This window comes from Streptosporangium sp. NBC_01810, assembly GCF_035917355.1.
Classification (GTDB): Bacteria; Actinomycetota; Actinomycetes; order Streptosporangiales; family Streptosporangiaceae; genus Streptosporangium.
Window position 1 is genome coordinate 832,480 of the sequence record NZ_CP109070.1, and the last position, 24,130, is coordinate 856,609.

Here is a 24,130-nt window from a genome sequence, read left to right on the forward strand (position 1 = left end):
CGGATGGCTTCACCTTTCGGTCATCTCAGCGCCAGAGGGGGTTCATGGTATCTCGTGAGGATTTGTCCCATGCGCACCACGACCTTCAGCCGAGCGGCCGTCGCCGCGGCCACCGGCCTGATCCTTCTGCCCGCGGCCGCAACCCCGGCCGCCGCCGAATCCGGCCCCCGGGGCATCGAACTGACCTTCCTCGGCCGCCACACCACCGGCACCGTCGCCGCCGGCGCCTCGGAGATCACCGCGTACGACGCCAAGACCCGTCGGGTGTTCGTCGTGAACGCGCAGGCCGGAACCGTTGACGTGCTCGACATCCGTGACCCGCGCAAGCCGCGCACGGTCGCCACCCTGGCCACCCCCGGGGCCAACAGCGTCGCGGTACGCGACGGCCTGGTCGCCGTCGCCCAGCAGGCCGCTGTCAAGACCGACCCGGGCACCGTCGCCTTCTTCGATGCTCGGAGCGGGAAGAAGCTCAGGCAGGTGACCGTCGGCGCGCTGCCCGACATGGTGACCTTCACCCCGGACGGGCACCGGGTGGTCGTGGCCAACGAAGGGGAGCCGTCCTCCTACTGCGAGGGGGAGAAGGCCGACCCCGAGGGCTCGGTGAGCGTCGTCGATCTGAAGCGCTGGACGGTGCGGACCGCGGGGTTCCAGAAGTTCGATGCCGAGCGGCTACGGGCCAAGGGGGTGCGGATCACCGGTCCCGGGGCCACCGCCGCCCAGGACCTGGAACCCGAGTACGTCACGGTCGACGGCGACACCGCGTACGTGACCCTCCAGGAGAACAACGCGCTCGCGATCGTTGACCTGAAGCGGGTGACGGTCCGCGACGTCGTCCCGCTGGGACTGAAGGACTGGTCGAAGAGCGGCTTCGACGCCTCGGACAGGGACGGGAAGATCGACATCAGGCCCAGGCCGGTGAAGGGCCTCTACCAGCCCGACGGGATCGTGCACTTCCGCGACCGCGGGCGCACCTACCTGGTCACCGCGAACGAGGGCGACGGGCGTGACTGGGGCTGCCACGCCGACGAGGTCAGGGTGAAGTCCCTGAACCTCGCGATGCCCGACGCGGAGAACCTCAAGAAGGACGGCGAGCTCGGCCGGCTGAACGTGGCCGTCGACTCGCCCAGGGACGCGAGCGGCGCCTACACCGAGCCGCACGCGTTCGGTGCCCGCTCGATCTCGATCAGGTCCGCCTCGGGAGAGCTCGTCTGGGACTCGGGCGACCAGTTGGAGCAGCTCGTCGCCAAGGAGCTGCCCGCCGCCTTCAACGCCGACAACGAGGCGAACGACTCCTTTGACAGCCGCAGCGACAACAAGGGCCCCGAGCCCGAGGGGGTCACGGTCGGTGAGGTGCGCGACCGCACCTACGCCTTCGCCGGGCTGGAGCGGGTCGGCGGGATCGTCGTCTATGACGTCGACAACCCGCGGGCGCCGCGCCTGGCCGGGTACGTCAACACCCGCGACTTCGCCGGATCGGTCGCGGACGGCACCGCCGGGGACGTAGGCCCCGAAGGTGTGCTGTTCATCTCCGCCTCCGACAGCCCGACCCGCCACGCGCTCCTGGTGGTGGGCAACGAGGTCAGCGGTACCACCGCGATCTACGAGGTTCGCTGAGCCGCGCGGCCGGAAGGACACGCCGCACACCAACCGGCCCGTTCCCACGCCGAGCACGTCACCGGCACGGGAACGGGCCGGTGACGTTGCCGGTCTGACCGAACGGCCGTGGGGCGCGGGCAGGACCGGGAGTGATCCCGGCACCGCGCGGCGAAGCGGCGACCCACCCGAAGCCGCGTACGCGGCAGGCGGGAGACTCGGCCCTCCAGGGGGGAGAGGATATCAACGCAGCCGCTGCTCGATCCAGACGATCTTGCCCTTCGGGGTGAGGCGGGAACCCCAGCGGTGGGCGAGCCAGTTGATGAGCTGCAGGCCGCGACCGGTGTCGCTGGTGGTGGACGCCTCCCGCATCATCGGCTCGGACGCGGAGCTGTCGGACACCTCGCAGACCAGCGTGGGCCCACGAAGCAGGCGTAGCTCGACCTCACCCTGGCCGTGCTCGACCGCGTTGGCGACCAGCTCGCTGACCATCAGCTCGGTGTTGTCGCACAGGGCGTCGAGTCCCCAGCCTCCGAGTGTGGCCCGGACGAAGCGGCGGGCCTGTGCGGCGGAGCGGCGGTCGGTCGGCAGCGACGTCTCGACGAACTCCTTCTTCGTCAGCTCGGACACCCTGGCCAGCAGCAGGGCGATGTCGTCGCGCTCGTGTCCCGGACGCTGGGCGCCGATCGTGAGATCGCAGACCTCCTCCAGGTCCTGGTCATGGCCGGAAAGCAGGCCGCGCAGCGCGCTGATGCCCTCATCGATGTCCCGGTCACGGCTCTCCACCAGGCCGTCGGTGTAGAAGGCGAGCACGGTGCCGTCGGGGAGCGTGAACTCCCGCATCTCGGCAGGCTCGTTGCCGATGCCCAGGGGCAGTCCCGGTGGTAACTCCAGCAGTTCGGTCTCGCCGCCCGGCCGCACCAGAATCGGCGGAACGTGGCCCGCGCAGGCTATCGCGCACCGCCGCGTGACCGGGTCGTAGGTGGCGTACACGCACGTGGCGATCTGGCTGGCGTCCAGGTCCTGGCTCATCAGGTTGAGCCGGAACAGCACGTCGGCAGGGCTCAGGTCCAGGCTGGCCAGCGTGCGGGCGGCCGTGCGGAGCTGGCCCATGGTGGCGGCGGCCCTGACGCCGTGCCCCATCACGTCGCCGACGACGAGGGCGACCCGGCAGCCGGGCAGCGGGATCACGTCGTACCAGTCGCCGCCCACCCCGACCAGATCGCTGGCGGGCAGGTAGCGGGAGGCTATCGTCAGGCCCAGCGGCTGGGAGAGGTCGACGGGCAGCAGGCTGCTCTGCAGGGTCAGCGCGGTACGGCGCTCACGGTTGTAGAGCCTGGAGTTGTCGAGGCAGACCCCGGTTCTGGCCGCCAGCTCCTCGGCCAGGTTGACGTCCTGTTCGTCGAAGGGCTGGCTGGTGGGTCTGCGGGTGAAGATGACGAAGCCGAGTACCCGGCCGCGCGCCTTCAGCGGCACCACCAGGAACGAGCTGTCCTCCAGCACCTTCGACACCGAGTCGCGCTTCCAGAAGCGCCCGATCTCCTCGGCCGTCCGGCGCCCCAGGCGGGGGTAGAGGATCGGGTTGCCGGTGGCCATGCACCGGGCGTAGGGGGTCCATGACTCGTAGACGGCCACCTCGTCCACGGGGAACGCGCTGGCGTACACGCCGGGGGAGGGATCGGCCACGCCGACCGCGATCCGCCGCACCAGCGCCGAGCCGTCGGTGGTCTGCTGGGGGAACTCCCCCTCGGTCACCAACCGCTCCTGTACCAGGATGCCGGCCGCGTCCGCGAAGCGCGGCACGGCGACGTCCATCAGCTCCCTGCCGGTCTCGAACATGTCCAGTGTGCTGCCGATGCGTTTGCTGGCGGCGTTGAGCAGGGACAGCTGCTCGTGCATGGATGCGGGACTGCCCATCCGGAACCCTGGCGTCGCTGGATCTTTGGTGACGAAACGGGACTTCACTCGCTCCACCGGGGTGTGGGAACCGGCGTCCACCAGGTTGCCAGTTCGAGGTCTTCTGCGATGGCATTGGCGCCGTTGTATCCGGGGGCCGCGGAGACCGAGCCGCCGGGGTGGCTGCTGGCGCCACAGAGATAGAGGCCGTCGATGGGGGTGCGGTACCGGCCCATCTCGGGGATCGGCCGGTTGCCGCCCAGTTGGGACGGCTCGTAGGCCCCCACATGATGGCTGCCGCGCACCATGTTGACGCAGTGCCGCTCGATGTCGAGCGGTGAGAAGACCCGCCTGCCGAGGACGGCGCCCCCCGCGAGGTTGGGGGCGTACTCGGCCCACTCGGCGAGCAGCCGCTCACCGACCTCCTCGCGCCGCAGATCCCAGTTCGCCGCGTCGCCGCCGAGGTCGTACGGGGCCCATGGCCACCAGAAGGCCACATGTTTGCCGCTCGGCGCGTATGAGGGGTCGAACAGTGAGGGACACGCGCCGTTGCCGGCCAGCCGGTCGGGCAGCTGCCCCTGGTGGATCTGGTCGAAGGTGCGGCCGAGCTGCTCGCTGTCGTCGGCGCCGAGCACGACGAGGAAGGCCCGGTCCACGTCGGGCTCGAACTCGGTGGCCCGGTAGTGCGGTGCCTCGTCGAGCGCCAGGTGGAGGGTGACGAGGCTGTGCCCGGCCCACTTGTACTCCTCGATCTTGGCCGCGATCTCCGGGCCGAAGTTCTCCGGGCCCGCCAGCCGAACGGTCTGAGGGGCGTCCACCGCACTGGCCACGAACCGGCGGGCGGTGAGGACGTCGCCGCTCGCCAGCTCCACCCCGGTGGCCCGCCCGTCGCCGACGAGGATCCGCTCGACATGGGCGCCGGTCACCACGGTGCCGCCGTGCTCCTCGATGACGGCGCGCAGCGCGCTCGCGACGTTCCCCGCACCGCCCACGGGTACGCCGAGCCGGGCGATGCGCGACAGCAGCCGGGGGAAGAATCCGCCGGTGCCGGGCACGTCCTCGATGGAGATGGCGTGCAGGAAGGACTTGAACAGGACCCTGACCTGGTCGCTCTCGAAGTTCCTGTCGACGGCCTCGTACAGCGAGAGCGGCATATAGCTCATCAGGTCGCGGCCCAGATCGCCCTTGAGCCGCTCGGCGAGCACCGGTGGCGGTAGCGGGCCGGAGTACAGGAACCCGTTCATCAGGTCCCTGGCCGCCTCGGCGTAGCGCTCGTACAGTTCCAGCCAGCGCTTGGCGTCGGCCTTGGAGAACCGGGCGAAGGACTCGGCGGTGCGTTTGGGGTCGGTGTAGACCGTGATCGCCCGGCCGTCCCGGAAGATCGTGGCGTGCTGGGTCTCGGGATAGACGTAACTCAGACCGTATCGCTGGAGCTCCAGATCGGCGGGGACCGGTCCCTCCTCCAGGAAGTGGTAGCTGCTGTGGGTATTGTGCCGGAACCCCGGAAGCGTGAGCTCCTGGGTGCTGCAACCACCGCCGGCGACGTCGTTCCGCTCGACGACCGCAACCGACAACCCCGCCTTCGCGAGGTAGGCGGCACAGGTGAGGCCGTTGTGGCCTCCGCCCACGATGACGCCGTCGAACTCCGACACGTTCCCTCCAGGGCGCTCTGACTGCTGGTATGGAGGATTGTAAAGAATGATCTATATACGAACCTCGTGTTTAACAGAGATTCGTTGATATTTCCACATGGACTAGGCCTTAGGGGTGCTTAGTCGATGAAATAGCCATAGTGGCCGCACCGGGAACTCCCCGGAGACCGGATGGTGAGCTCCCGGTGCGTGCCGGGTTACAGGGAGGGCAACCCGGCCAGGGCCGTGTCGATCCGATCCTGCGACAGCGAGAGGTCCTCCAGCCGCCCCGACAGATAGCGGTCGTAGCCGTCCAGGTCGAAGTGTCCATGCCCGCACAGCGCGGTCAGCAGGACCTTCTCCTCACCCGTCTCCCTGCAGCGCAGCGCCTCGGCGACGACCTCGGCCAGCGCATGGGCGGCCTCGGGGGCGGGGACGACCCCCTCGGACCTGGCGAAGCACAGCCCCGCCTCGAAGCAGTCGTTCTGGCCCATGGCCACCGCCTCGAACATCCCCAGCTCGTACAGGTGTGACAGCAGCGGGGACATGCCGTGGTAACGCAGCCCGCCCGCGTGGATGGGATCGGGGACGAAGCCGTGGCCCAGAGTGTGCATCTTCAGCAGTGGGGTCAGCCCCGCGGCGTCGCCGAAGTCGTAGGCGTAGACGCCCCTGGTGAGTGACGGGCAGGCCTCCGGCTCGACCGCGCGGATCACCGGGGCCATCCGCCCGGCCAGCTTCTCCCGCAGGAACGGGAAGGCCAGCCCGGAGAAGTTGGAGCCACCTCCGGTGCATCCCACGACCACGTCCGGTGCCTCACCGAACGCGGCCATCTGCTCGATCGCCTCCTCGCCGATCACCGTCTGGTGCAGCAGCACGTGGTTCAGCAGGCTGCCCAGCGCGTACCGGGTGTCCGGTTGGGCCCCCGCGGCCTCCACGGCCTCGCTGATCGCGATGCCAAGGCTGCCCGGCGAGTCGGGGTCGTGGGCCAGCGTCTCGGCGCCGTACGCGGTCACCGGGGACGGGCTCGGGTGCACGGTCGCGCCGTAGGCCCGCATCAGGCTCCTGCGGCCGGGTTTCCCCTCGTAGGAGACACGGACCATCCATACCTCGCACTCCAGGCCGTACTGCGCGCAGGCGAACGCCAGCGCCGAGCCCCACTGGCCGGCCCCGGTCTCCGTGACCAGTTTCCCGACCCCCTGGCGCGCGTTGTAATAGGCCTGCGGGACGGCGGTGTTCGGCTTGTGCGAGCCGGAGGGTGAACCGCCCTCGTACTTGTAGTAGATCCTCGCGGGGGTGCCGAGGGCGCGTTCGAGCCTGCGAGCCCGGATCAGCGGTGTGGGCCGCCAGAGCCGGTAGACGTCGCGGACGCTCGCGGGGATCGGGATGAACCGTTCGGCGCTCGCCTCCTGATCGATCAGCTCCACCGGGAACAGCGACGTGAGATCGTCGGGCCCGACAGGCCGTGAGGTGGCCGGATGCAGGATCGGTGGTGGCGGGACCGGGAGGTCGGCCACGATGTTGTACCAGTTGCGGGGGATACGGGACTCGTCGAGCAGGATTCGGGTGGCCTCGGTCATCGGGCGCCTCCACATGTCGGATCCACTCAGTGCCGCTCTCATCACCCACCGTAGTTCAGCTCGCGTGCGACGTCCCGGTTCCTCGCGACACCCGCCGTCACCGAGGCCACGACGGCCGGATCGATGCCCGGAGAGAGAATCCGCTCGCCTGAACACGCCCGCCACGCGGAGAATCCATCATTCATGTAACGACTCTGAAGGCCGGGAAAGGTCCGGAAAAGCAGCAGGGCCAGCTCACCCACAAGGGGTTTGAGCTGGCCCTTCGCCATTCGGAGCGGACGACGGGAATCGAACCCGCGTAGCCAGTTTGGAAGACTGGGGCTCTACCATTGAGCTACGTCCGCGCGAAGCGGCTTCAGTCTGGTCTAGACTTCATCCGTTCGTCAGGGCGTAAGCGTACCGGAGTTCCGGAGCGTGCGCGCACTCGACCTACCGGGGTGTGGCGCAGTTTGGTAGCGCACCTGCTTTGGGAGCAGGGGGCCGCAGGTTCAAATCCTGTCACCCCGACATATGCCGGGCATCGGTTTCGACCGGTGCCCGGTTTCTCGTTGTACGGGGTGCGAGTTTTCGGCCACGCGAGAGGGGCGGGGCACGCGGACGTGTGCGGGGAGGATCGCCTCACGGTGCGGGAGCCATGGTGCGGGAGCCATGGTGCGGGAACGTCAGTGGTGGGCGCTGAAGAGGGCCCAGACGGCCTTGCCGCCGCAGTTGAGGTAGTCCCAGCCCCAATCCTGGCTGTAGGTCTCCACGATGTAGAGGCCCCGGCCGTTCTCCGAGATGAAATCCGGTTCCTTGGGGGTCGGAATCTCGTCGCTCGGGTCCGTCACGGCCAGGAGCACATGGGGGGAGAGGCGCAGCAGGACGAGCGTGATCGGGGTGTTCTCCGGTTGCCCGGGCGGACACAGCGCGTAACGGACCGCGTTGGTGACAAGTTCCGAAACCACTAGCGCTGCGTCATCGCTGAGTTCTGCCAGTCCCCAGTCGTGAAGCGTCGAGCGCGTCACGTCCCGGGCGGTCTTCACCGAGTCTGCCTGGCTGGGCAGGGGACACGCGGTGGCGTCGGAGTGGTTGACCCCGAGCAGCTCGTCAAAGCCGATTTCGCAGGTCGCCTGCAGGTAGTCGGCAGCCGATTTTGGCTCCTCCACCATCCTGCCGGTACCTCCCGCTGTCATCGTGAGTCTCCGTACCGCTTGAGAGTTTTCAGAGCTTGTGCACCATAAGCCCAATATGCACTAAACCATCATGGGTCACCGGAACGTCTGCTGCAAGACCCAAATGCACGTGCAGTTGCAATGTGCAGCAGCATGGGGGTTAGGTCGGCGACTTGGCGAATTGGGCAGGGAGTTGAGACCTTGTCATAGCGGCCGGAAGTAGTGACACTGTGTGCGCTGGCCCAAGTAGAGAGGGAGGCGAAGTGGCGCAGCTTCAACCGGGATCAGGTCCCACAGCTCTGCGTATCCTCTTAGGCTCCCAACTGCGTCGTCTGCGCGAGGCCAAGGGGCTCTCGCGAGAGGAGGCAGGCCATCTGATCCGCGGATCCGAATCCAAGATCAGTAGGATGGAGCTCGGCCGGGTTGGTCTGAGAGAACGCGACGTGGCGGATCTGCTCACCTTCTACGGGGTGGAGGACGAGCGCGCTCGGTCGGCGATCATGGACTTGCTGCTCAGAGCCAACGAACCCGGTTGGTGGCACCGGTTCAACGACCTGCTGCCCTCATGGTTTCAGACGTACGTCGGCCTGGAGGAGGCAGCCTCCCGGATCCGTACGTACGAGGTGCAGTTCGTGCCCGGCCTGCTGCAGACGAAGGAGTACGCCAGGGCGATCGTCACCGCGGGGAGCGCAGGCATCGCGCCCGACGAGATCGCCCGCCGCGTCGACCTGCGGATGGAGCGCCAGCAGGTGCTCAAGCGGTCCGACGGCCCGTTCTTCTGGGCCGTCATCGACGAGGCCGCGCTGCGGCGCCCCATCGGCGGTGCGGACGTCATGCGGGGCCAGTTGGAGCACCTGCTCGATCTCATGCGGCGGACGAACATCACGATCCAGGTGATGCCCTTCAGCTTCGGTGGCCACAGCGCGGAGGGCGGCGCCTTCAGCGTGCTCCGCTTCAACGACAGCGAGCTTCCGGACGTCGTCTACGTCGAGCAGTTGGCCAGCGCCCTCTACCTGGACAAGCGCGAGGACGTCGACCGCTACAGCGAGGTCATGGAGCGGCTGTGCGCGGTCAGCACCACCCCCGGCGAGACGAACGACATCCTGAGGCGGATCATCAAGGAGGAGTGAGCGGCCGTTGGTCGCTCCATGGTGCCGCTCTGCCCTAGACTGGCCTGCGGCGCTGAACACCCGCCGCAGTGGAGCGTGCCCTAATCTTGCACGTCTCGATGGCTGTGCCAAGTGCCACTCATGTGGGCGCGGCGCGAGAGCTTGCCGCGGTAGCCGCTACGACTTGGCGCGCCCGCGATCACTCGAAGTTTGATCAAGGAGACGACCCCGTGAAGACCGCTGTGGAGGAGCTCAGCCCGACCCGGGTAAGGCTTACCGTCGAGGTGCCGTTCGAGGAGCTCGGCGAGAGCCTGCAGGCGGCGTACAAGAAGGTCGCGCAGCAGGTGCGCGTTCCCGGGTTCCGCCCCGGCAAGGTTCCGGCCCGCATCATCGAGCAGCGGTTCGGCCGCGCGGTGGTGCTGGAGGAGACCCTCAATGACGCGGTGCCCAAGCTGTACGGCCAGGCCGTCGACGAGAGCGAGATCTTCCCGGTCAGTCAGCCGGAGATCGAGGTCACCAAGATCGAGGACGGTCAGCAGGTCGAGTTCACCGCCGAGGTGGACATCCGCCCCCAGTTCGACGTCCCCGACTACCAGGGCATCGAGGTGACCGTCCCGGTCTCCGAGGTCTCCGACGCGGACGTCGACGTCCAGCTGGACGGCCTGCGTCAGCGTTTCGCCACGCTGACCGGCGTCGAGCGTGCCGCTGCCTCCGGCGACTTCGTCGTCATGGACCTGGCCGCCGCGATCGACGGCGTCAACATCGAGGAGCAGCAGGCCAACGACGTCTCCTACGAGGTCGGCGCCGGCTCGGTGCTGCAGGGCCTGGACGACGCACTGGTCGGCCTGTCCGCCGGTGAGACCAAGGAGTTCACCACCAACCTGGTCGGCGGCGAGAACGCCGGCGAGGAGGCCGTGGTCACCATCACCGTCAAGAACGTCAAGGAGAAGGTCCTCCCCGAGCTCGACGACGAGTTCGCCCAGCTCGCCAGCGAGTTCGACACCCTTGACGAGCTCAAGGCGAGCATCAGCGGGCAGGCCCGCCGCAACAAGCTGATCGACCAGGTCGTCCAGGCCCGTGAGAACGCGCTCGACGCCCTGCTCGGCAAGATCGACATTCCGCTGCCGGAGAGCGCGCTCAAGGCCGAGGTCGACAATCGCAAGCACAATCTTGAGCACCAGATCGCCGACAGTGGCCTGAGTAAGGAGGCGTTCTTCCGCCTCTACCAGACCACCGAGGAGGAGCGCCTCGCCGAGTTCGACGAGAGCGCCGCCAAGGCACTCAAGACGGGCTTCGTCCTCGACAAGATCGTCAAGAGCGAGGAACTCGGCGTCAGTGAGCAGGAGCTGACCAACTTCGTGGTGCGCCGCGCCATGCAGATGAACGTCGCGCCCAACACGCTGGCTCAGCACCTGGCCGACAACGACCAGCTCACGCTGGCCATGGTCGAGATCGTCCGGGACAAGGCCAAGAGCGTCATCGGCGACGCCGCGAAGGTGACCGACGAGGCGGGCAACGAGGTCGACCTCAAGGCCATCTACACCGAGATCAACGGTGAGGAGCCCGCCGCCGAGGAGGCCCCCGAGGCCGACGCCCCCGAGGCCGACGACGCGAAGTAGTCCCAGGCTGAGAGAGGGCGCCATCGAGCGCGCCCGACGCCCCCGCCGCGCTCCGCGTGACGGGGGCGTTCGCGTGCTCCCGGCTCCGGCCGAGGCCTGCGGTGCCGCTCGTCCGGGGCCGCAGGCCTCGGACGAGCCGAGGGCGATGTGGGGGGTGAGTGCGCCGCAGAGCGCTGCCTGACGGTCTCCGGTATTCCTTCGGCTCTCCCGACCTCCAAGGGGACTCGCGGGCTCCTGGGCCCGCTGAGGGCCGCGATCTTCCTCTCTTCGGCCCCGGAAGTGTCGTGCGTCCCTCCTTCGCGGCTCCCCGCGACCCGCTTCCGGCCTTCGCACACGGCCCCGTGAGCTCCGACGCGCCGTACGGACTCCGGTTTCCGAGCCTTTACCAGGGGGCGCGGCGGGAGGTTCCAGGCACGGCGAGGAGGCGGCGGCCAGCATGCGCCGTCAGCGAACAGTGCGTTGAGGGGGCATGTCCGGTAGGCCGCGCGCGTTAAGGTCACAAGCAAAGCCAATCGATTACGACGCATCGGAAGGTGACGCTGTGACCAGCCCGCCGACCTTCTACCAGCCGACCGGCTCCGGGCCCGAGTCGATGAGCCAGCCGAACGGCTCGTTCAGGCTCGAAGACCAGCTCTACCAGCGGCTGCTGCGTGAGCGAATCATCGTGCTGGGCACCCAGGTCAACGACGAGATCGCCAACCGAATCTGCGCCGAGCTGCTTCTGCTCGCCGCGGACGACTCAGAGCGCGACATCTGGCTCTACATCAACTCGCCAGGCGGTTCCGTGACCGCTGGTATGGCGATTTACGACATGATGGAATACGTGCCTAACAATGTGTGCACGGTCGCGATGGGTCTGGCCGCTTCCATGGGCCAGTTCCTGCTCTGCGCCGGTGAGCGGGGCAAGCGTTACGCCCTGCCGCACGCCCGCATCATGATGCACCAGCCATCCGGTGGTATCGGCGGTACCGCAGCCGACATCGCCATCCAGGCGGAGCAGATGCTCTACGTCAAGAAGACCCTCGCCGAGCGCATCGCGTTCCACACCGGTCAGAACCTGGAGCAGATCGAGGCCGACTCCGACCGTGACCGCTGGTTCACGGCCGAGGAGGCCAAGGACTACGGCTTCATCGACCAGGTCGTGCGCAGCGCTCGACAGGTGCCCTCCACGGGCGCCGTCTCCTGAAGGGGCACAAGGTGAGTGAGTTGATCCGGCCGGGAGACATCAACGGCCGCTACGTTCTTCCGTCCTTCACCGAGCGCACGTCCTATGGCATGCGGGAGATGAACCCGTACGCCAAGCTCTTCGAGGACCGCATCATCTTCCTCGGCGTGCAGGTGGACGACGCGTCGGCCAATGACGTCATGGCGCAGTTGCTGACCCTGGAGTCGCTCGACCCCGACCGTGACATCAGCATCTACATCAACTCGCCGGGTGGTTCTTTCACCGCCATGACGGCGATTTACGACACGATGCAGTTCGTCCGGCCGGAGATCCAGACGGTCTGTCTGGGGCAGGCGGCCTCGGCGGCGGCGGTCCTGCTGGCCGGCGGCACGCCCGGCAAGCGCTTCGCCCTGCCGAACGCCCGCATGCTGATCCACCAGCCCTCCACCGAGGGGGGCGGCCAGGGAAGCGACATCGAGATCCAGGCGCGTGAGATCCTCAGGATGCGCGCGCAGATGGAGACCATCATCGCTCAGCACTCGGGCAGGGCGCCGGAGGCGGTCCGCAAGGACATCGAGCGGGACAAGATCCTTGACGCTGTGGAGGCCAAGGAGTACGGGCTGATCGACGACATCATCCCGTCCCGCAAGAAACTCGCGAAGGCCGTAGCCTCCTAACGAGGCATATCGCACCGGAACCGTGCCGAATCAGGCACGTTCCGGTGCGACTCGCCGCTAGGGGGCTCACTGAGGGCTCAGAAGACGGTAACGTCGAAACCTAAGCGGGATGACTTTTCGATCGGGTATCGGGCCGGTCGGAAGAAACGGACCGCGGCAGCCAGGGCGGTCCCACGCAAAGGAGTATCTGGGGTGGCACGCATCGGCGACGGGGGAGACCTGCTGAAGTGCTCTTTCTGTGGAAAGAGCCAGAAGCAAGTCAAAAAGCTCATCGCCGGACCCGGCGTATACATCTGCGACGAGTGCATCGACCTCTGCAACGAGATCATCGAGGAGGAGCTCAGCGAGTCCTCTGAGCTCAAGTGGGACAGCCTTCCCAAGCCGAGGGAGATCTACGAATTCCTCGACGCCTACGTCATCGGTCAGGACCAGGCGAAGAAGGCTCTCTCCGTAGCGGTCTACAACCACTACAAGCGGGTGCAGTCCGGCGAGCGCGGGCGTGACGACGGCATTGAACTGGCCAAGTCCAACATCCTGCTCCTGGGCCCGACCGGTTCCGGTAAGACGCTGCTCGCACAGACGTTGGCGAAGATGCTGAACGTTCCGTTCGCCATCGCCGACGCCACAGCCCTGACAGAGGCGGGCTACGTGGGCGAGGACGTCGAAAACATACTGCTCAAGCTGATCCAGGCCGCCGACTACGACGTCAAGAAGGCCGAGACCGGCATCATCTACATCGACGAGGTCGACAAGATCGCTCGCAAGAGCGAGAACCCGTCGATCACCAGGGACGTCTCCGGTGAGGGCGTGCAGCAGGCCCTGCTGAAGATCCTGGAGGGCACGACCGCGAGTGTGCCGCCGCAGGGCGGCCGTAAGCACCCGCACCAGGAGTTCATCCAGATCGACACCACCAACGTGCTGTTCATCTGCGGTGGGGCCTTCGCCGGCCTCGAAAAGATCATCGAGTCCCGGATCGGCCGCAAGGGCATCGGTTTCAACGCCATCATCCGTTCCAAGGAAGACATCGACAGCTCAGACATCTTCGGGGACGTCATGCCCGAGGACCTGCTGAAGTTCGGCATGATCCCCGAGTTCGTCGGCCGGCTTCCGGTGATCACGAGCGTTCACAACCTTGACCGTGAGGCGCTCATCCAGATCCTCACCGAGCCGCGCAACGCCCTCGTCAAGCAGTACCGTCGCCTGTTCGAGCTGGACAACGTCGAACTCGAGTTCACAGACGACGCGCTTGAGGCGATCGCGGACCAGGCGATCCTGCGCGGCACCGGTGCCCGCGGCCTTCGAGCGATCCTGGAGGAGGTCCTCCTCTCGGTGATGTACGAGGTGCCGTCGCGGCAGGACGTGGCGCGCGTCGTCATCACCCGCGAGTCGGTGCTCGAACACGTCAACCCCACGCTCGTGCCACGTGACCAGCTCAACAAGCAGCAGCGGCCGCCGCGCGAGAAGTCCGCGTGATCCAGCCCGGATAAACCGGTTCGTACGGCTGACGCCCCCGCAGGGAGATCCTGTGGGGGCGTCGCTGTTCTCGGCGGTTTCCGGAGGGTCGGCCGGTGGGGTCGATGGCGTGGCGGAGCTCGCAAGGATGTGAACATGTCGCAAGTCTTCGGCTGGGGGACATCGAGTGCGCGGACATCCCTAGACTTGGACATCGTGACGACGCCAGAGCTGCCCACCCAGTACACACCTGCCGACGTGGAGACCCGGAGCTACGAGCGCTGGGTATCGGAGGGATACTTCACCGCTGACCCGAGCGGCGAGCGCGAGCCGTACAGCATCGTCCTGCCTCCGCCGAACGTGACCGGTGTCCTGCACATCGGCCACGGACTCGACCACTCGATCCAGGATGCGCTGACCAGGCGCGCTCGGATGCGCGGCCAGGAGACGCTCTGGCTGCCAGGCATGGACCACGCCGGTATCGCCACCCAGAACGTCGTCGAACGCGAGATCGCCAAGGACGGCCTGTCCCGGCACGACCTCGGTCGCGAGGCGTTCGTCGAGCGGGTCTGGCAGTGGAAGGAGGAGTCCGGGGGCCGGATCCTCGGCCAGATGAAGAAGCTCGGCGATGGCGTCGACTGGTCGCGCGAACGCTTCACCATGGATCCCGGGCTCTCACGTGCCGTTCAGACGATCTTCAAGAAGCTCTTCGACGACGGGCTCATCTACCGCGCCGAGCGCATCATCAACTGGTGTCCACGCTGCCTGACCGCGCTGTCGGACATCGAGGTCGAGCACAGCGAGGACGAGGGCGAGCTCGTCTCGATCCGCTACGGCGACGGTGACGACTCCATCGTGGTCGCCACGACCCGGGCCGAGACGATGCTCGGTGACACCGCCGTGGCCGTGCACCCCTCCGACGAGCGCTACGCGCACCTGATCGGAAGGGAAGTGGAGCTACCGCTCACCGGGCGCCTCATCCCGATCGTCGCCGACGAGCACGTCGACCCGGCCTTCGGTACCGGGGCGGTCAAGGTCACCCCGGCGCACGACCCGAACGACTTCGAGATCGGACGGCGCCACTCGCTGCCGTCCCTGACGATTATGGACGAGCGCGGTGTGGTCACGGCCCACGGCCCGTTCCAGGGGCTCGACCGCTTCGAGGCCAGGCCCGCGGTGGTGGCCGCGCTACGCGCCGAGGGCCGGATCGTGGCGGAGAAGCGCCCCTACCTCCACTCCGTCGGGCACTGCTCGCGCTGCAAGACCGTGGTCGAGCCACGGCTCTCACTTCAGTGGTTCGTCAACGTCTCGCCCCTGGCGAAGGCGGCGGGCGACGCGGTCCGTGACGGCCGGACGAAGATCCACCCGCCGGAGCTGGCCAAGCGCTACTTCGACTGGGTCGACGACATGCACGACTGGTGCATCTCCCGGCAGCTGTGGTGGGGACACCGCATCCCGGTCTGGTACGGCCCCGCCGGCGAGGTCGTCTGCGTGGGCCCGGACGAGCAGGCACCCGATGGCTATGTCCAGGACCCCGATGTCCTCGACACCTGGTTCTCCTCTGGGCTGTGGCCGTTCTCCACCCTCGGCTGGCCAGACAGAACACCGGAACTGGCGAAGTTCTATCCGACCTCCGTTCTAGTGACCGGCTACGACATCCTGTTCTTCTGGGTGGCCCGGATGATGATGTTCGGTGTCTACGCGATGGACGGCGAGCCGCCGTTCCGAACCGTGGCTCTGCACGGCATGGTCCGGGACCAGTACGGCAAGAAGATGTCGAAGTCGTTCGGCAACGTCGTCGACCCGCTCGACTGGATCGAGCGCTTCGGCGCCGACGCCACCCGTTTCACCCTGCTACGCGGAGCCAACCCCGGCTCCGACGTGGCGATCAGCGAGGAATGGGCAGGGGGGTCGCGTAACTTCTGTAACAAGATCTGGAACGCGACCCGCTTCGCGCTGATGAACGGTGCCGTGACGGGTGAGCTTCCGCTTGCGGAGCTGACCGCTGCCGACAGGTGGATCCTGTCCAGGCTCCAGGAGATCGTCGCGTCGGTGGACGCCGCGTTCGAGGACTTCGAGTTCGCCAAGATCTCCGATCTGCTCTACCACTTCGCGTGGGACGAGGTCTGCGACTGGTACGTGGAACTCGCCAAGATCCAGATCGCCTCAGGGCAGGAGCACACCCGGCTCGTGCTCGGCCATGTCTTCGACTCGCTGCTCCGTCTGCTCCATCCGCTGGTGCCGTTCGTCACCGAGGAGCTGTGGCGAGCGGTCACAGGGGACGAGTCGATCGTGGTCGCGCCATGGCCGACGGTCCAGGAGTCGCTGCGTGATCCCTCGGCGGAGGAGGAGATCATCGCGGTGCAGGGGCTGATCACCGAGGTGCGCAGATTCCGCTCCGATCAGGGCCTCAAGCCAGGGCAGCGGGTCGCCGCGCACCTCTCACTCGCCGGTACGGCTCTGGCCTCCCACGAAGGGGCGATCCGGTCGTTGCTCCGGCTCGACCAGCCGTCCGATTCGTTCGCCGCGACCGCCCGTCTCGATGTGAGCGGGGTCGTCGTGGAGATCGATACGGCGGGAACGATCGATGTGGCCGCTGAACGTAAGCGCCTGGAAAAGGATCTCGCGGTGGCGCGTAAGGAGGCGGCTCAGGTCGCCGCCAAGCTCGGCAATGAGCAGTTCATGGCCAAGGCACCGGACGATGTGGTGACCAAGGTGCGATCCCGTGCCGCACAGGCCGACCAGGACATCGCGCGGTTGCTCGCTCAGCTGGCGGCTTTGCCGGCGAGCTGACGGGCCGATGGCCTGAGTTCAGATGGCCTGAGTTCAGAGCGGTACGAGGGTTCTGACCGGTGGGTTGGGAAGAGAACGGCCCTGGTCAGGGAGACGGGTCGAGCTGAGAACCCGGAGTCTCTTGACTCCGGGTTCTCGTGTTTGAGAGCTGGGGTCTCAGGGAAGGCCTAGTCGTTACCAGGAAGTTGGTCATGGTGCCCCTAGGGGGCTGCTAGAGTTCTTCAAGCAGGGCAGGAGTCCTGCGCCCCCTCTGAAAATCTGAGAATCAGGCGTGTCTGCACGAATTGGACACTGGCCGGATGTTGGAGTAAGTTAGAGGGGTTGCCCTGGAAACAGGGTGGTCGCAATCCTAGCGGATTCGGCGGGTTGGGGTCGATGGTCGGAAAACCGGCAATTTGACACGAACCCGGCAGATCTAATAAGATGGTGACACGGAATGGAACGCCCTGAAGTCTGGGACACCGCGAAGGCGGGTCCGCGGACGACGGTGTACGCGTCCGTTTCTTGAGAACTCAACAGTGTGTTAAAAGCCAGTGCATGAAGCACAACCCTGTCCGACCTGCCCTTTGGGGTGGGAGGACGGATTCCTTTGGTTGAACATCCATCATGTGAGATGGGTGCTTTCAGCCGGGAGCAACTGTTCAGACATTGTTTGGAGAGTTTGATCCTGGCTCAGGACGAACGCTGGCGGCGTGCTTAACACATGCAAGTCGAGCGGAAAGGCCCTTCGGGGTACTCGAGCGGCGAACGGGTGAGTAACACGTGAGTAACCTGCCCCTGACTCTGGGATAAGCCCGGGAAACTGGGTCTAATACCGGATACGACACCTCCCGGCATCGGGTGGGTGTGGAAAGTTTTTCGGTTGGGGATGGACTCGCGGCCTATCAGCTTGTTGGTGGGGTAACGGCCTACCAAGGCGACGACGGGTAGCCGGCCTGAGAGGGCGACCGGCCACACTGGGACTGAGACACGGCCCAGACTCCTACGGGAGGCAGCAGTGGGGAATATTGCGCAATGGGCGAAAGCCTGACGCAGCGACGCCGCGTGGGGGATGACGGCCTTCGGGTTGTAAACCTCTTTCAGCAGGGACGAAGTTGACGTGTACCTGCAGAAGAAGCGCCGGCTAACTACGTGCCAGCAGCCGCGGTAATACGTAGGGCGCAAGCGTTGTCCGGAATTATTGGGCGTAAAGAGCTCGTAGGTGGCTTGTCACGTCGGGTGTGAAAGCTTGGGGCTTAACTCCAGGTCTGCATTCGATACGGGCTGGCTAGAGGTAGGTAGGGGAGAACGGAATTCCTGGTGTAGCGGTGAAATGCGCAGATATCAGGAGGAACACCGGTGGCGAAGGCGGTTCTCTGGGCCTTACCTGACGCTGAGGAGCGAAAGCGTGGGGAGCGAACAGGATTAGATACCCTGGTAGTCCACGCTGTAAACGTTGGGCGCTAGGTGTGGGGACCTTCCACGGTTTCCGCGCCGTAGCTAACGCATTAAGCGCCCCGCCTGGGGAGTACGGCCGCAAGGCTAAAACTCAAAGGAATTGACGGGGGCCCGCACAAGCGGCGGAGCATGTTGCTTAATTCGACGCAACGCGAAGAACCTTACCAAGGCTTGACATCGCCCGGAAACACTCAGAGATGGGTGCCTCTTCGGACTGGGTGACAGGTGGTGCATGGCTGTCGTCAGCTCGTGTCGTGAGATGTTGGGTTAAGTCCCGCAACGAGCGCAACCCTTGTTCAATGTTGCCAGCACGCTCCTTCGGGGGTGGTGGGGACTCATTGGAGACTGCCGGGGTCAACTCGGAGGAAGGTGGGGATGACGTCAAGTCATCATGCCCCTTATGTCTTGGGCTGCAAACATGCTACAATGGCCGGTACAGAGGGTTGCGATACCGTGAGGTGGAGCGAATCCCTAAAAGCCGGTCTCAGTTCGGATTGGGGTCTGCAACTCGACCCCATGAAGTCGGAGTCGCTAGTAATCGCAGATCAGCAACGCTGCGGTGAATACGTTCCCGGGCCTTGTACACACCGCCCGTCACGTCACGAAAGTCGGCAACACCCGAAGCCCGTGGCCCAACCAGCTTGTCTGGGGGGAGCGGTCGAAGGTGGGGCTGGCGATTGGGACGAAGTCGTAACAAGGTAGCCGTACCGGAAGGTGCGGCTGGATCACCTCCTTTCTAAGGAGCATCGGCTGCGGTCGTCTTCGGGTGGTCGTGGTTCAGGTCGTGTCTGCAGGCGTATGTTCTGCACACGGCGCGCTCATTAGTGGAGCGCTGGCTATTCGGTTCGGCGGGATCGCTGATCGGTTAGTACCGCCTTGGTTCTTCGGAGCTGGGGAGTGGGAACGGCGGTTGCGGGGTTTCGCTGGGGTGAACACACTGTTGGGTCCTGAGGAAACGGACTTTGAGGTGGGCCCGCTTGCGGCGGGCTTGCTGTCTGTTTGGGCCTCATGCGGGACCGATCATCTGTCATACCGGCTCGTTCGTGGCGCACCGTGGGTGCGACCCGGGTGGGTGTTGGTGGCGGGTCTGGTCTGGTCGCTGTTTGTTGTTTGAGATTTGCATAGTGGACGCGAGCATCTTTGTGGCCAAGTTTTTTAGGGCACACGGTGGATGCCTTGGCATCAGGAGCCGATGAAGGACGTGGGAGGCTGCGTTAAGCCCCGGGGAGTCGCCAACCAGACTTTGATCCGGGGATGTCCGAATGGGGAAACCTAGCACCAGTCATGTGGTGTTGCCTCCGCCTGAATGTATAGGGCGGTTGGTGGTAACGCGGGGAAGTGAAACATCTCAGTACCCGTAGGAAGAGAAAACAAATAGTGATTCCGTGAGTAGTGGTGAGCGAAAGCGGATCAGGCTAAACCGTAGGCGTGTGATAGCCGGCAGGCGTTGCGTTTGCGGGGTTGTGGGACCCTCTGGGAGGGGCTGCCGTTCCTCCGGACAGTAAGAAATCCTTTCGATAGCCGAAGCTTCTGGGAAGTGGCGCCGTAGACCGTGAGAGTCGGGTAGGCGAAATCGGTTGGACTGTTGGAGGGGATCCCAAGTAGCACGGGGCCCGAGAAATCCTGTGTGAATCTGCCAGGACCACCTGGTAAGCCTAAATACTCCCTGATGACCGATAGTGAACAAGTACCGTGAGGGAAAGGTGAAAAGCGCCCCGGTGAGGGGTCGTGAAATAGTACCTGAAACCGTGTGCCTACAAGCCGTAGGAGCGTAAACATTCTTCGGAGTGTTTGTGATGTGACTGCGTGCCTTTTGAAGAATGAGCCTGCGAGTTATGGTGTGTGGCGAGGTTAACCCGTGTGGGGGAGCCGTAGCGAAAGCGAGTCTGAATAGGGCGTTTGAGTCGCATGCTGTAGACCCGAAGCGGAGTGATCTAGGCATGGGCAGGTTGAAGCGCGGGTAAGACCGCGTGGAGGACCGAACCCACCAGGGTTGAAAACCTGGGGGATGACCTGTGTTTAGGGGTGAAAGGCCAATCAAACTCCGTGATAGCTGGTTCTCCCCGAAATGCATTTAGGTGCAGCGTTGCGTGTTTCTTGCCGGAGGTAGAGCACTGGATGGCTAATGGGCCCGACAAGGTTACTGACGTCAGCCAAACTCCGAATGCCGGTAAGTGAGAGCGCAGCAGTGAGACTGCGGGGGATAAGCTCCGTAGTCGAGAGGGAAACAGCCCAGACCACCGACTAAGGCCCCTAAGCGTGTGCTAAGTGGGAAAGGATGTGGAGTCGCAGTGACAACCAGGAGGTTGGCTTAGAAGCAGCCATCCTTGAAAGAGTGCGTAATAGCTCACTGGTCAAGTGATTCTGCGCCGACAATGTAGCGGGGCTCAAGTACACCGCCGAAGTCGTGGCATTCACACGTATACTGAGCCTTTGTGGTTTAGGTGTGTGGATGGGTAGGGGAGCGTCGTGCGGCCGGTGAAGCAGCGGAGTGATCCAGCTGTGGAGGCTGTGCGAGTGAGAATGCAGGCATGAGTAGCGAATCAGAAGTGAGAAACTTCTGCGCCGGATGACCAAGGGTTCCTGGGGCAGGCTAATCCGCCCAGGGTAAGTCGGGACCTAAGGCGAGGCCGACAGGCGTAGTCGATGGACAACGGGTTGATATTCCCGTACCCGCTACGATGCGCCAATACTGAATCCAGTGATACTAAGGGTCCTTAACCCCTCCGAGCCTTCGGGTTTGGGGTGAGGGTGAACGCCTGGCCTGAATTGGTAGTAGGTAAGCGATGGGGTGACGCAGGAAGGTAGCCCAGCCCAGGCGATGGTAGTCCTGGGGTAAGCATGTAGGACGTGTTGTAGGCAAATCCGCAGCACATTAAGTCTGAGATGTGATGCCGAGCCGATTGTGGCGAAGTGGGTGATCCTATGCTGCCGAGAAAAGCCTCTAGTGAGTGTCGTGGCGGCCCGTACCCTAAACCGACTCAGGTGGTCAGGTAGAGAATACTAAGGCGATCGGGTGAACTGTGGTTAAGGAACTCGGCAAATTGCCCCCGTAACTTCGGGAGAAGGGGGGCCTTCGCTGGTGATGAGTTTTGCACTCTGAGCTGGTGGGGGTCGCAGAGGCCAGGGGGAAGCGACTGTTTACTAAAAACACAGGTCCGTGCGAAGTCGTAAGACGATGTATACGGACTGACGCCTGCCCGGTGCTGGAACGTTAAGGGGACCGGTTAGTCGCACGTGTGTGGCGAAGCTGAGAACTTAAGCGCCAGTAAACGGCGGTGGTAACTATAACCATCCTAAGGTAGCGAAATTCCTTGTCGGGTAAGTTCCGACCTGCACGAATGGCGTAACGACTTCCCCGCTGTCTCAACCGCAGACCCGGCGAAATTGCACTACGAGTAAAGATGCTCGTTACGCGCAGCAGGACGGAAAGACCCCGGGACCTTCACTATAGCTTGACATTGGCGTTTGGAACGTCTTGTGTAGGATAGGTGGGAGACGGTGAAGCTATCACGCTAGTGGTGGTGGAGTCATTGGTGAAATACCACTCTGGTCGTTTTGAACGTCTAACTTCGGTCCGTGATCCGGATCAGGGACAGTGTCTGGTGGGTAGTTTAACTGGGGCGGTTGCCTCCTAAAGAGTAACGGAGGCGCCCAAAGGTTCCCTCAGCCTGGTTGGCAATCAGGTGTCGAGTGTAAGTGCACAAGGGAGCTTGACTGTGAGACCGACGGGTCGAGCAGGAGCGAAAGCTGGGACTAGTGATCCGGCGGTGGCATGTGGAAGCGCCGTCGCTCAACGGCTAAAAGGTACCCCGGGGATAACAGGCTGATCTTCCCCAAGAGTCCATATCGACGGGATGGTTTGGCACCTCGATGTCGGCTCGTCGCATCCTGGGGCTGGAGTAGGTCCCAAGGGTTGGGCTGTTCGCCCATTAAAGCGGCACGCGAGCTGGGTTTAGAACGTCGCGAGACAGTTCGGTCCCTATCCGCTGCGCGCGCAGGAGACTTGAAAGGAGCTGTCCCTAGTACGAGAGGACCGGGACGGACGAACCTCTGGTGTGCCAGTTGTTCCGCCAGGAGCACGGCTGGTTGGCTACGTTCGGAAGGGATAACCGCTGAAAGCATCTAAGCGGGAAGCTCGCCTTGAGATGAGGTCTCCCACCCTGTGAGGGGGTAAGGCTCCCGGTAGACGACCGGGTTGATAGGCTGGAAGTGGAAGCGCAGTAATGTGTGGAGCTGACCAGTACTAATAGGCCGAGGACTTGACCACAAAGCAATTCTTGCTCGCGTCCACTAGGCAATTCTGAGACAGCAAACAGTGGTTTGTGTGTTTCATAGTGTTACGGCGGTTATGGCGAAGGGGAAACACCCGGTTACATTCCGAACCCGGAAGTTAAGCTCTTCAGCGCCGATGGTACTGCACCGGGGACGGTGTGGGAGAGTAGGTCGCCGCCGGACAATCTTTCATGTGAGGGCCCTCACCATTCGTGGTGGGGGCCTTCGTGTTTTCTGCCGGGAACCCGCACCGCCGGTTGGTGGGATTCTCATGTTTTCCAGGGGAGTCCCGAAACGGGACCGGCTTCGGGCCCTCGCCGGGTGGTGAGGGCCTTTTTTGCGTTGGGGGTACTCGTGTCCGGAACCTGACCGGGACGTCAGTAGGCTGGAGACGTGGACTATCGAGCGGTTGAACAAGCGATCATGCAGCGCGGGGTCGAGTGGAACTTCGAGCCCAGCCTCGACAGGATCGCCGCGCTTGTGGATCTGCTCGGTTCCCCGCAGCACTCCTATCCCGTCGTGCACGTGGCCGGTACGAACGGTAAGTCGAGCACGACCCGGATGATCGAGGCGCTTCTGCGCGAGCGCAATCTGCGTGTCGGCCGGTTCACCAGCCCGCACCTCGTCTCCATGCGCGAGCGTATCAGCGTGGACGGTGCTCCACTGAGTGAGGAACGCTTCGTCGAGGTCTACGAGGACATCGCGCCCTACCTGGAGATGGTCGACGCCCAGGGGCGACGGCTCTCCTTCTTTGAGACCCTCACCGCGATGGCGTTCGCGGCGTTCGCCGACGCCCCCGTGGATGTCGCGGTCATCGAGACGGGAATGGGCGGCATCACCGACGCCACCAATGTCGCGGACGGTGCTGTGGCGGTCATCACGCCCATCGCCCTCGACCACGTCGACTACCTCGGGCCCGATGTCGAGACGATCGCGGGAGAGAAGGCCGGCATCATCAAGGCCGGGGCGACCGCCGTGCTCGCGCAGCAGGAGCTTCCCGCGGCCGCGGTGCTGATGCGGCAGGCGGCCGACACGGGCGCCACCGTGGCACGCGAGGGGCTGGAGTTCGGAGTGCTGAGCCGGGAACTCGCCATCGGCGGGCAACTGCTCCAGCTCAAGGGCCTCAAGGGTACCTATGACGACATCCTGCTCCCCCTGTACGGTGCCCACCAGGCGAGCAACGCCGTCTGCGCGCTGGCCGCGGTCGAGGCACTGACCGGCGGGGACGAGCCTCTCGACGCCGAGCTGGTGCGGCAGGCTTTCCTGGGGGTGCGCTCGCCCGGCAGGCTGGAGGTGGTGCGCCGGGGACCCACGGTGCTTGTCGACGCCGCGCACAATCCGGCGGGGATGCGGGCCACTCTGGACGCGGTGCATGAGTCCTTCGACTTCGCGAAGCTCATCGGAGTGGTGGCGGTGTTCGAGGACAAGGACGTCGAGGGCATTCTGGAGCTGCTGGAACCGATGATGGACGAGATCGTGGTGACCCGGAACTCCTCGCCCAGGTCCATGGACGTGGACGATCTCGCTGCGCTGGCCGAGGAGATCTTCGGCCTTGACCGGGTGCACCAGGTCGAGCGGTTGGACAGTGCGATCGACCGGGCGATCGGCATTGTCGACGCTCTGGGGGAGTTCAGCGGGGCCGGGGTACTGATCACAGGCTCCGTGGTCACCGCCGGCGACGCGCGGCTCCTCCTCAAAGCGGACGAGACGCAGTAGTGAACGGCGAGTGCCAACGGCCGCCGACGGGGCGACTGA

The 24,130-nt window shown here is 64.9% G+C and carries 13 protein-coding genes, 2 tRNA genes and 3 rRNA genes; 12 read left to right on the forward strand and 6 right to left on the reverse strand.

Features of this window, described 5'->3' with window-relative positions; translation table 11 throughout:
• Positions 1-69 precede the first annotated feature (69 nt).
• The gene (locus OIE13_RS03900; RefSeq protein WP_326643085.1) at positions 70-1,614 is read left to right on the forward strand and encodes a choice-of-anchor I family protein; all 1,545 of its coding nucleotides are present in this window, start codon (positions 70-72) and stop codon (positions 1,612-1,614) included.
• 222 nt (positions 1,615-1,836) lie between these two features.
• Here the strand turns inward: OIE13_RS03900 and OIE13_RS03905 are convergent, their stop codons facing one another.
• The 5 genes from OIE13_RS03905 to OIE13_RS03925 form a co-directional block, all read right to left on the reverse strand.
• Complete coding sequence (locus tag OIE13_RS03905) at positions 1,837-3,510, reverse strand: ATP-binding SpoIIE family protein phosphatase (RefSeq protein ID WP_326643083.1); 1,674 nt, start codon at positions 3,508-3,510, stop codon at positions 1,837-1,839.
• A 44-nt stretch (positions 3,511-3,554) separates the two neighbouring features.
• Positions 3,555-5,141: a phytoene desaturase family protein gene (locus OIE13_RS03910; protein ID WP_326643081.1), complete on the reverse strand. Its 1,587-nt coding sequence runs from the start codon at positions 5,139-5,141 to the stop codon at positions 3,555-3,557.
• Positions 5,142-5,338: 197 nt separating this feature from the next.
• Positions 5,339-6,697: a TrpB-like pyridoxal phosphate-dependent enzyme gene (locus OIE13_RS03915; RefSeq protein WP_326643079.1), complete on the reverse strand. Its 1,359-nt coding sequence runs from the start codon at positions 6,695-6,697 to the stop codon at positions 5,339-5,341.
• Between the two features lie 41 nt (positions 6,698-6,738).
• Positions 6,739-6,882 (reverse strand): hypothetical protein, encoded by a 144-nt coding sequence (locus tag OIE13_RS03920; RefSeq protein ID WP_326643077.1) that lies wholly within the window; start codon positions 6,880-6,882, stop codon positions 6,739-6,741.
• Positions 6,883-6,970: 88 nt separating this feature from the next.
• Positions 6,971-7,041 (reverse strand) — tRNA-Gly (locus OIE13_RS03925).
• Positions 7,042-7,130: 89 nt separating this feature from the next.
• Here OIE13_RS03925 and OIE13_RS03930 point away from each other — a divergent pair.
• Positions 7,131-7,204 (forward strand) — tRNA-Pro (locus OIE13_RS03930).
• Between the two features lie 155 nt (positions 7,205-7,359).
• Here the strand turns inward: OIE13_RS03930 and OIE13_RS03935 are convergent.
• Positions 7,360-7,869 (reverse strand): ATP-binding protein, encoded by a 510-nt coding sequence (locus OIE13_RS03935; RefSeq protein WP_326642785.1) that lies wholly within the window; start codon positions 7,867-7,869, stop codon positions 7,360-7,362.
• Between the two features lie 242 nt (positions 7,870-8,111).
• Here OIE13_RS03935 and OIE13_RS03940 point away from each other — a divergent pair, with 242 nt between their 5' ends.
• The 10 genes from OIE13_RS03940 (at position 8,112) to OIE13_RS03985 (ending at position 24,091) form a co-directional block, all read left to right on the forward strand.
• Positions 8,112-8,978, forward strand: coding sequence for a helix-turn-helix domain-containing protein (locus tag OIE13_RS03940; RefSeq protein WP_326642784.1), 867 nt, complete (start codon positions 8,112-8,114; stop codon positions 8,976-8,978).
• A 209-nt stretch (positions 8,979-9,187) separates the two neighbouring features.
• Positions 9,188-10,576 (forward strand): trigger factor, encoded by a 1,389-nt coding sequence (gene tig / locus OIE13_RS03945; RefSeq protein WP_326642783.1) that lies wholly within the window; start codon positions 9,188-9,190, stop codon positions 10,574-10,576.
• 541 nt (positions 10,577-11,117) lie between these two features.
• Positions 11,118-11,762, forward strand: a complete 645-nt coding sequence (locus tag OIE13_RS03950) for a ClpP family protease (RefSeq protein WP_030917742.1) — start codon at positions 11,118-11,120, stop codon at positions 11,760-11,762.
• 11 nt (positions 11,763-11,773) lie between these two features.
• Positions 11,774-12,418 (forward strand): ATP-dependent Clp protease proteolytic subunit, encoded by a 645-nt coding sequence (locus OIE13_RS03955; RefSeq protein WP_326642780.1) that lies wholly within the window; start codon positions 11,774-11,776, stop codon positions 12,416-12,418.
• Positions 12,419-12,610: 192 nt separating this feature from the next.
• Entirely contained in the window at positions 12,611-13,891 is a 1,281-nt protein-coding gene (clpX, locus tag OIE13_RS03960; RefSeq protein ID WP_030917736.1) for an ATP-dependent Clp protease ATP-binding subunit ClpX, read from the forward strand.
• A gap of 135 nt (positions 13,892-14,026) precedes the next feature.
• Positions 14,027-16,663 (forward strand): valine--tRNA ligase, encoded by a 2,637-nt coding sequence (locus tag OIE13_RS03965; RefSeq protein WP_442811637.1) that lies wholly within the window; start codon positions 14,027-14,029, stop codon positions 16,661-16,663.
• Between the two features lie 649 nt (positions 16,664-17,312).
• Positions 17,313-18,836, forward strand: a 16S ribosomal RNA gene (locus OIE13_RS03970).
• 408 nt (positions 18,837-19,244) lie between these two features.
• Positions 19,245-22,370 (forward strand): 23S ribosomal RNA (locus OIE13_RS03975).
• Positions 22,371-22,441: 71 nt separating this feature from the next.
• Positions 22,442-22,558, forward strand: a 5S ribosomal RNA gene (gene rrf, locus OIE13_RS03980).
• The 16S, 23S and 5S rRNA genes sit together here, the layout of an rRNA operon.
• A gap of 240 nt (positions 22,559-22,798) precedes the next feature.
• Positions 22,799-24,091, forward strand: a complete 1,293-nt coding sequence (locus tag OIE13_RS03985; RefSeq protein WP_326646867.1) for a bifunctional folylpolyglutamate synthase/dihydrofolate synthase — start codon at positions 22,799-22,801, stop codon at positions 24,089-24,091.
• The last annotated feature ends 39 nt before the right edge of the window (positions 24,092-24,130 follow it).

What these genes read in the sequence shown, in the direction of transcription:
- OIE13_RS03900 (WP_326643085.1), top strand. Translation starts at nt 70, where the DNA reads ATGCGCACCACGACCTTCAGCCGAGCGGCCGTCGCCGCGGCCACCGGC.
- OIE13_RS03905 (WP_326643083.1), bottom strand. Translation starts at nt 3,510, where the DNA reads ATGGGCAGTCCCGCATCCATGCACGAGCAGCTGTCCCTGCTCAACGCC.
- OIE13_RS03985 (WP_326646867.1), top strand. Translation starts at nt 22,799, where the DNA reads ATGCAGCGCGGGGTCGAGTGGAACTTCGAGCCCAGCCTCGACAGGATC.
- OIE13_RS03935 (WP_326642785.1), bottom strand. Translation starts at nt 7,869, where the DNA reads ATGACAGCGGGAGGTACCGGCAGGATGGTGGAGGAGCCAAAATCGGCT.
- OIE13_RS03920 (WP_326643077.1), bottom strand. Translation starts at nt 6,882, where the DNA reads ATGAATGATGGATTCTCCGCGTGGCGGGCGTGTTCAGGCGAGCGGATT.
- OIE13_RS03965 (WP_442811637.1), top strand. Translation starts at nt 14,027, where the DNA reads ATGTCGCAAGTCTTCGGCTGGGGGACATCGAGTGCGCGGACATCCCTA.
- OIE13_RS03915 (WP_326643079.1), bottom strand. Translation starts at nt 6,697, where the DNA reads ATGACCGAGGCCACCCGAATCCTGCTCGACGAGTCCCGTATCCCCCGC.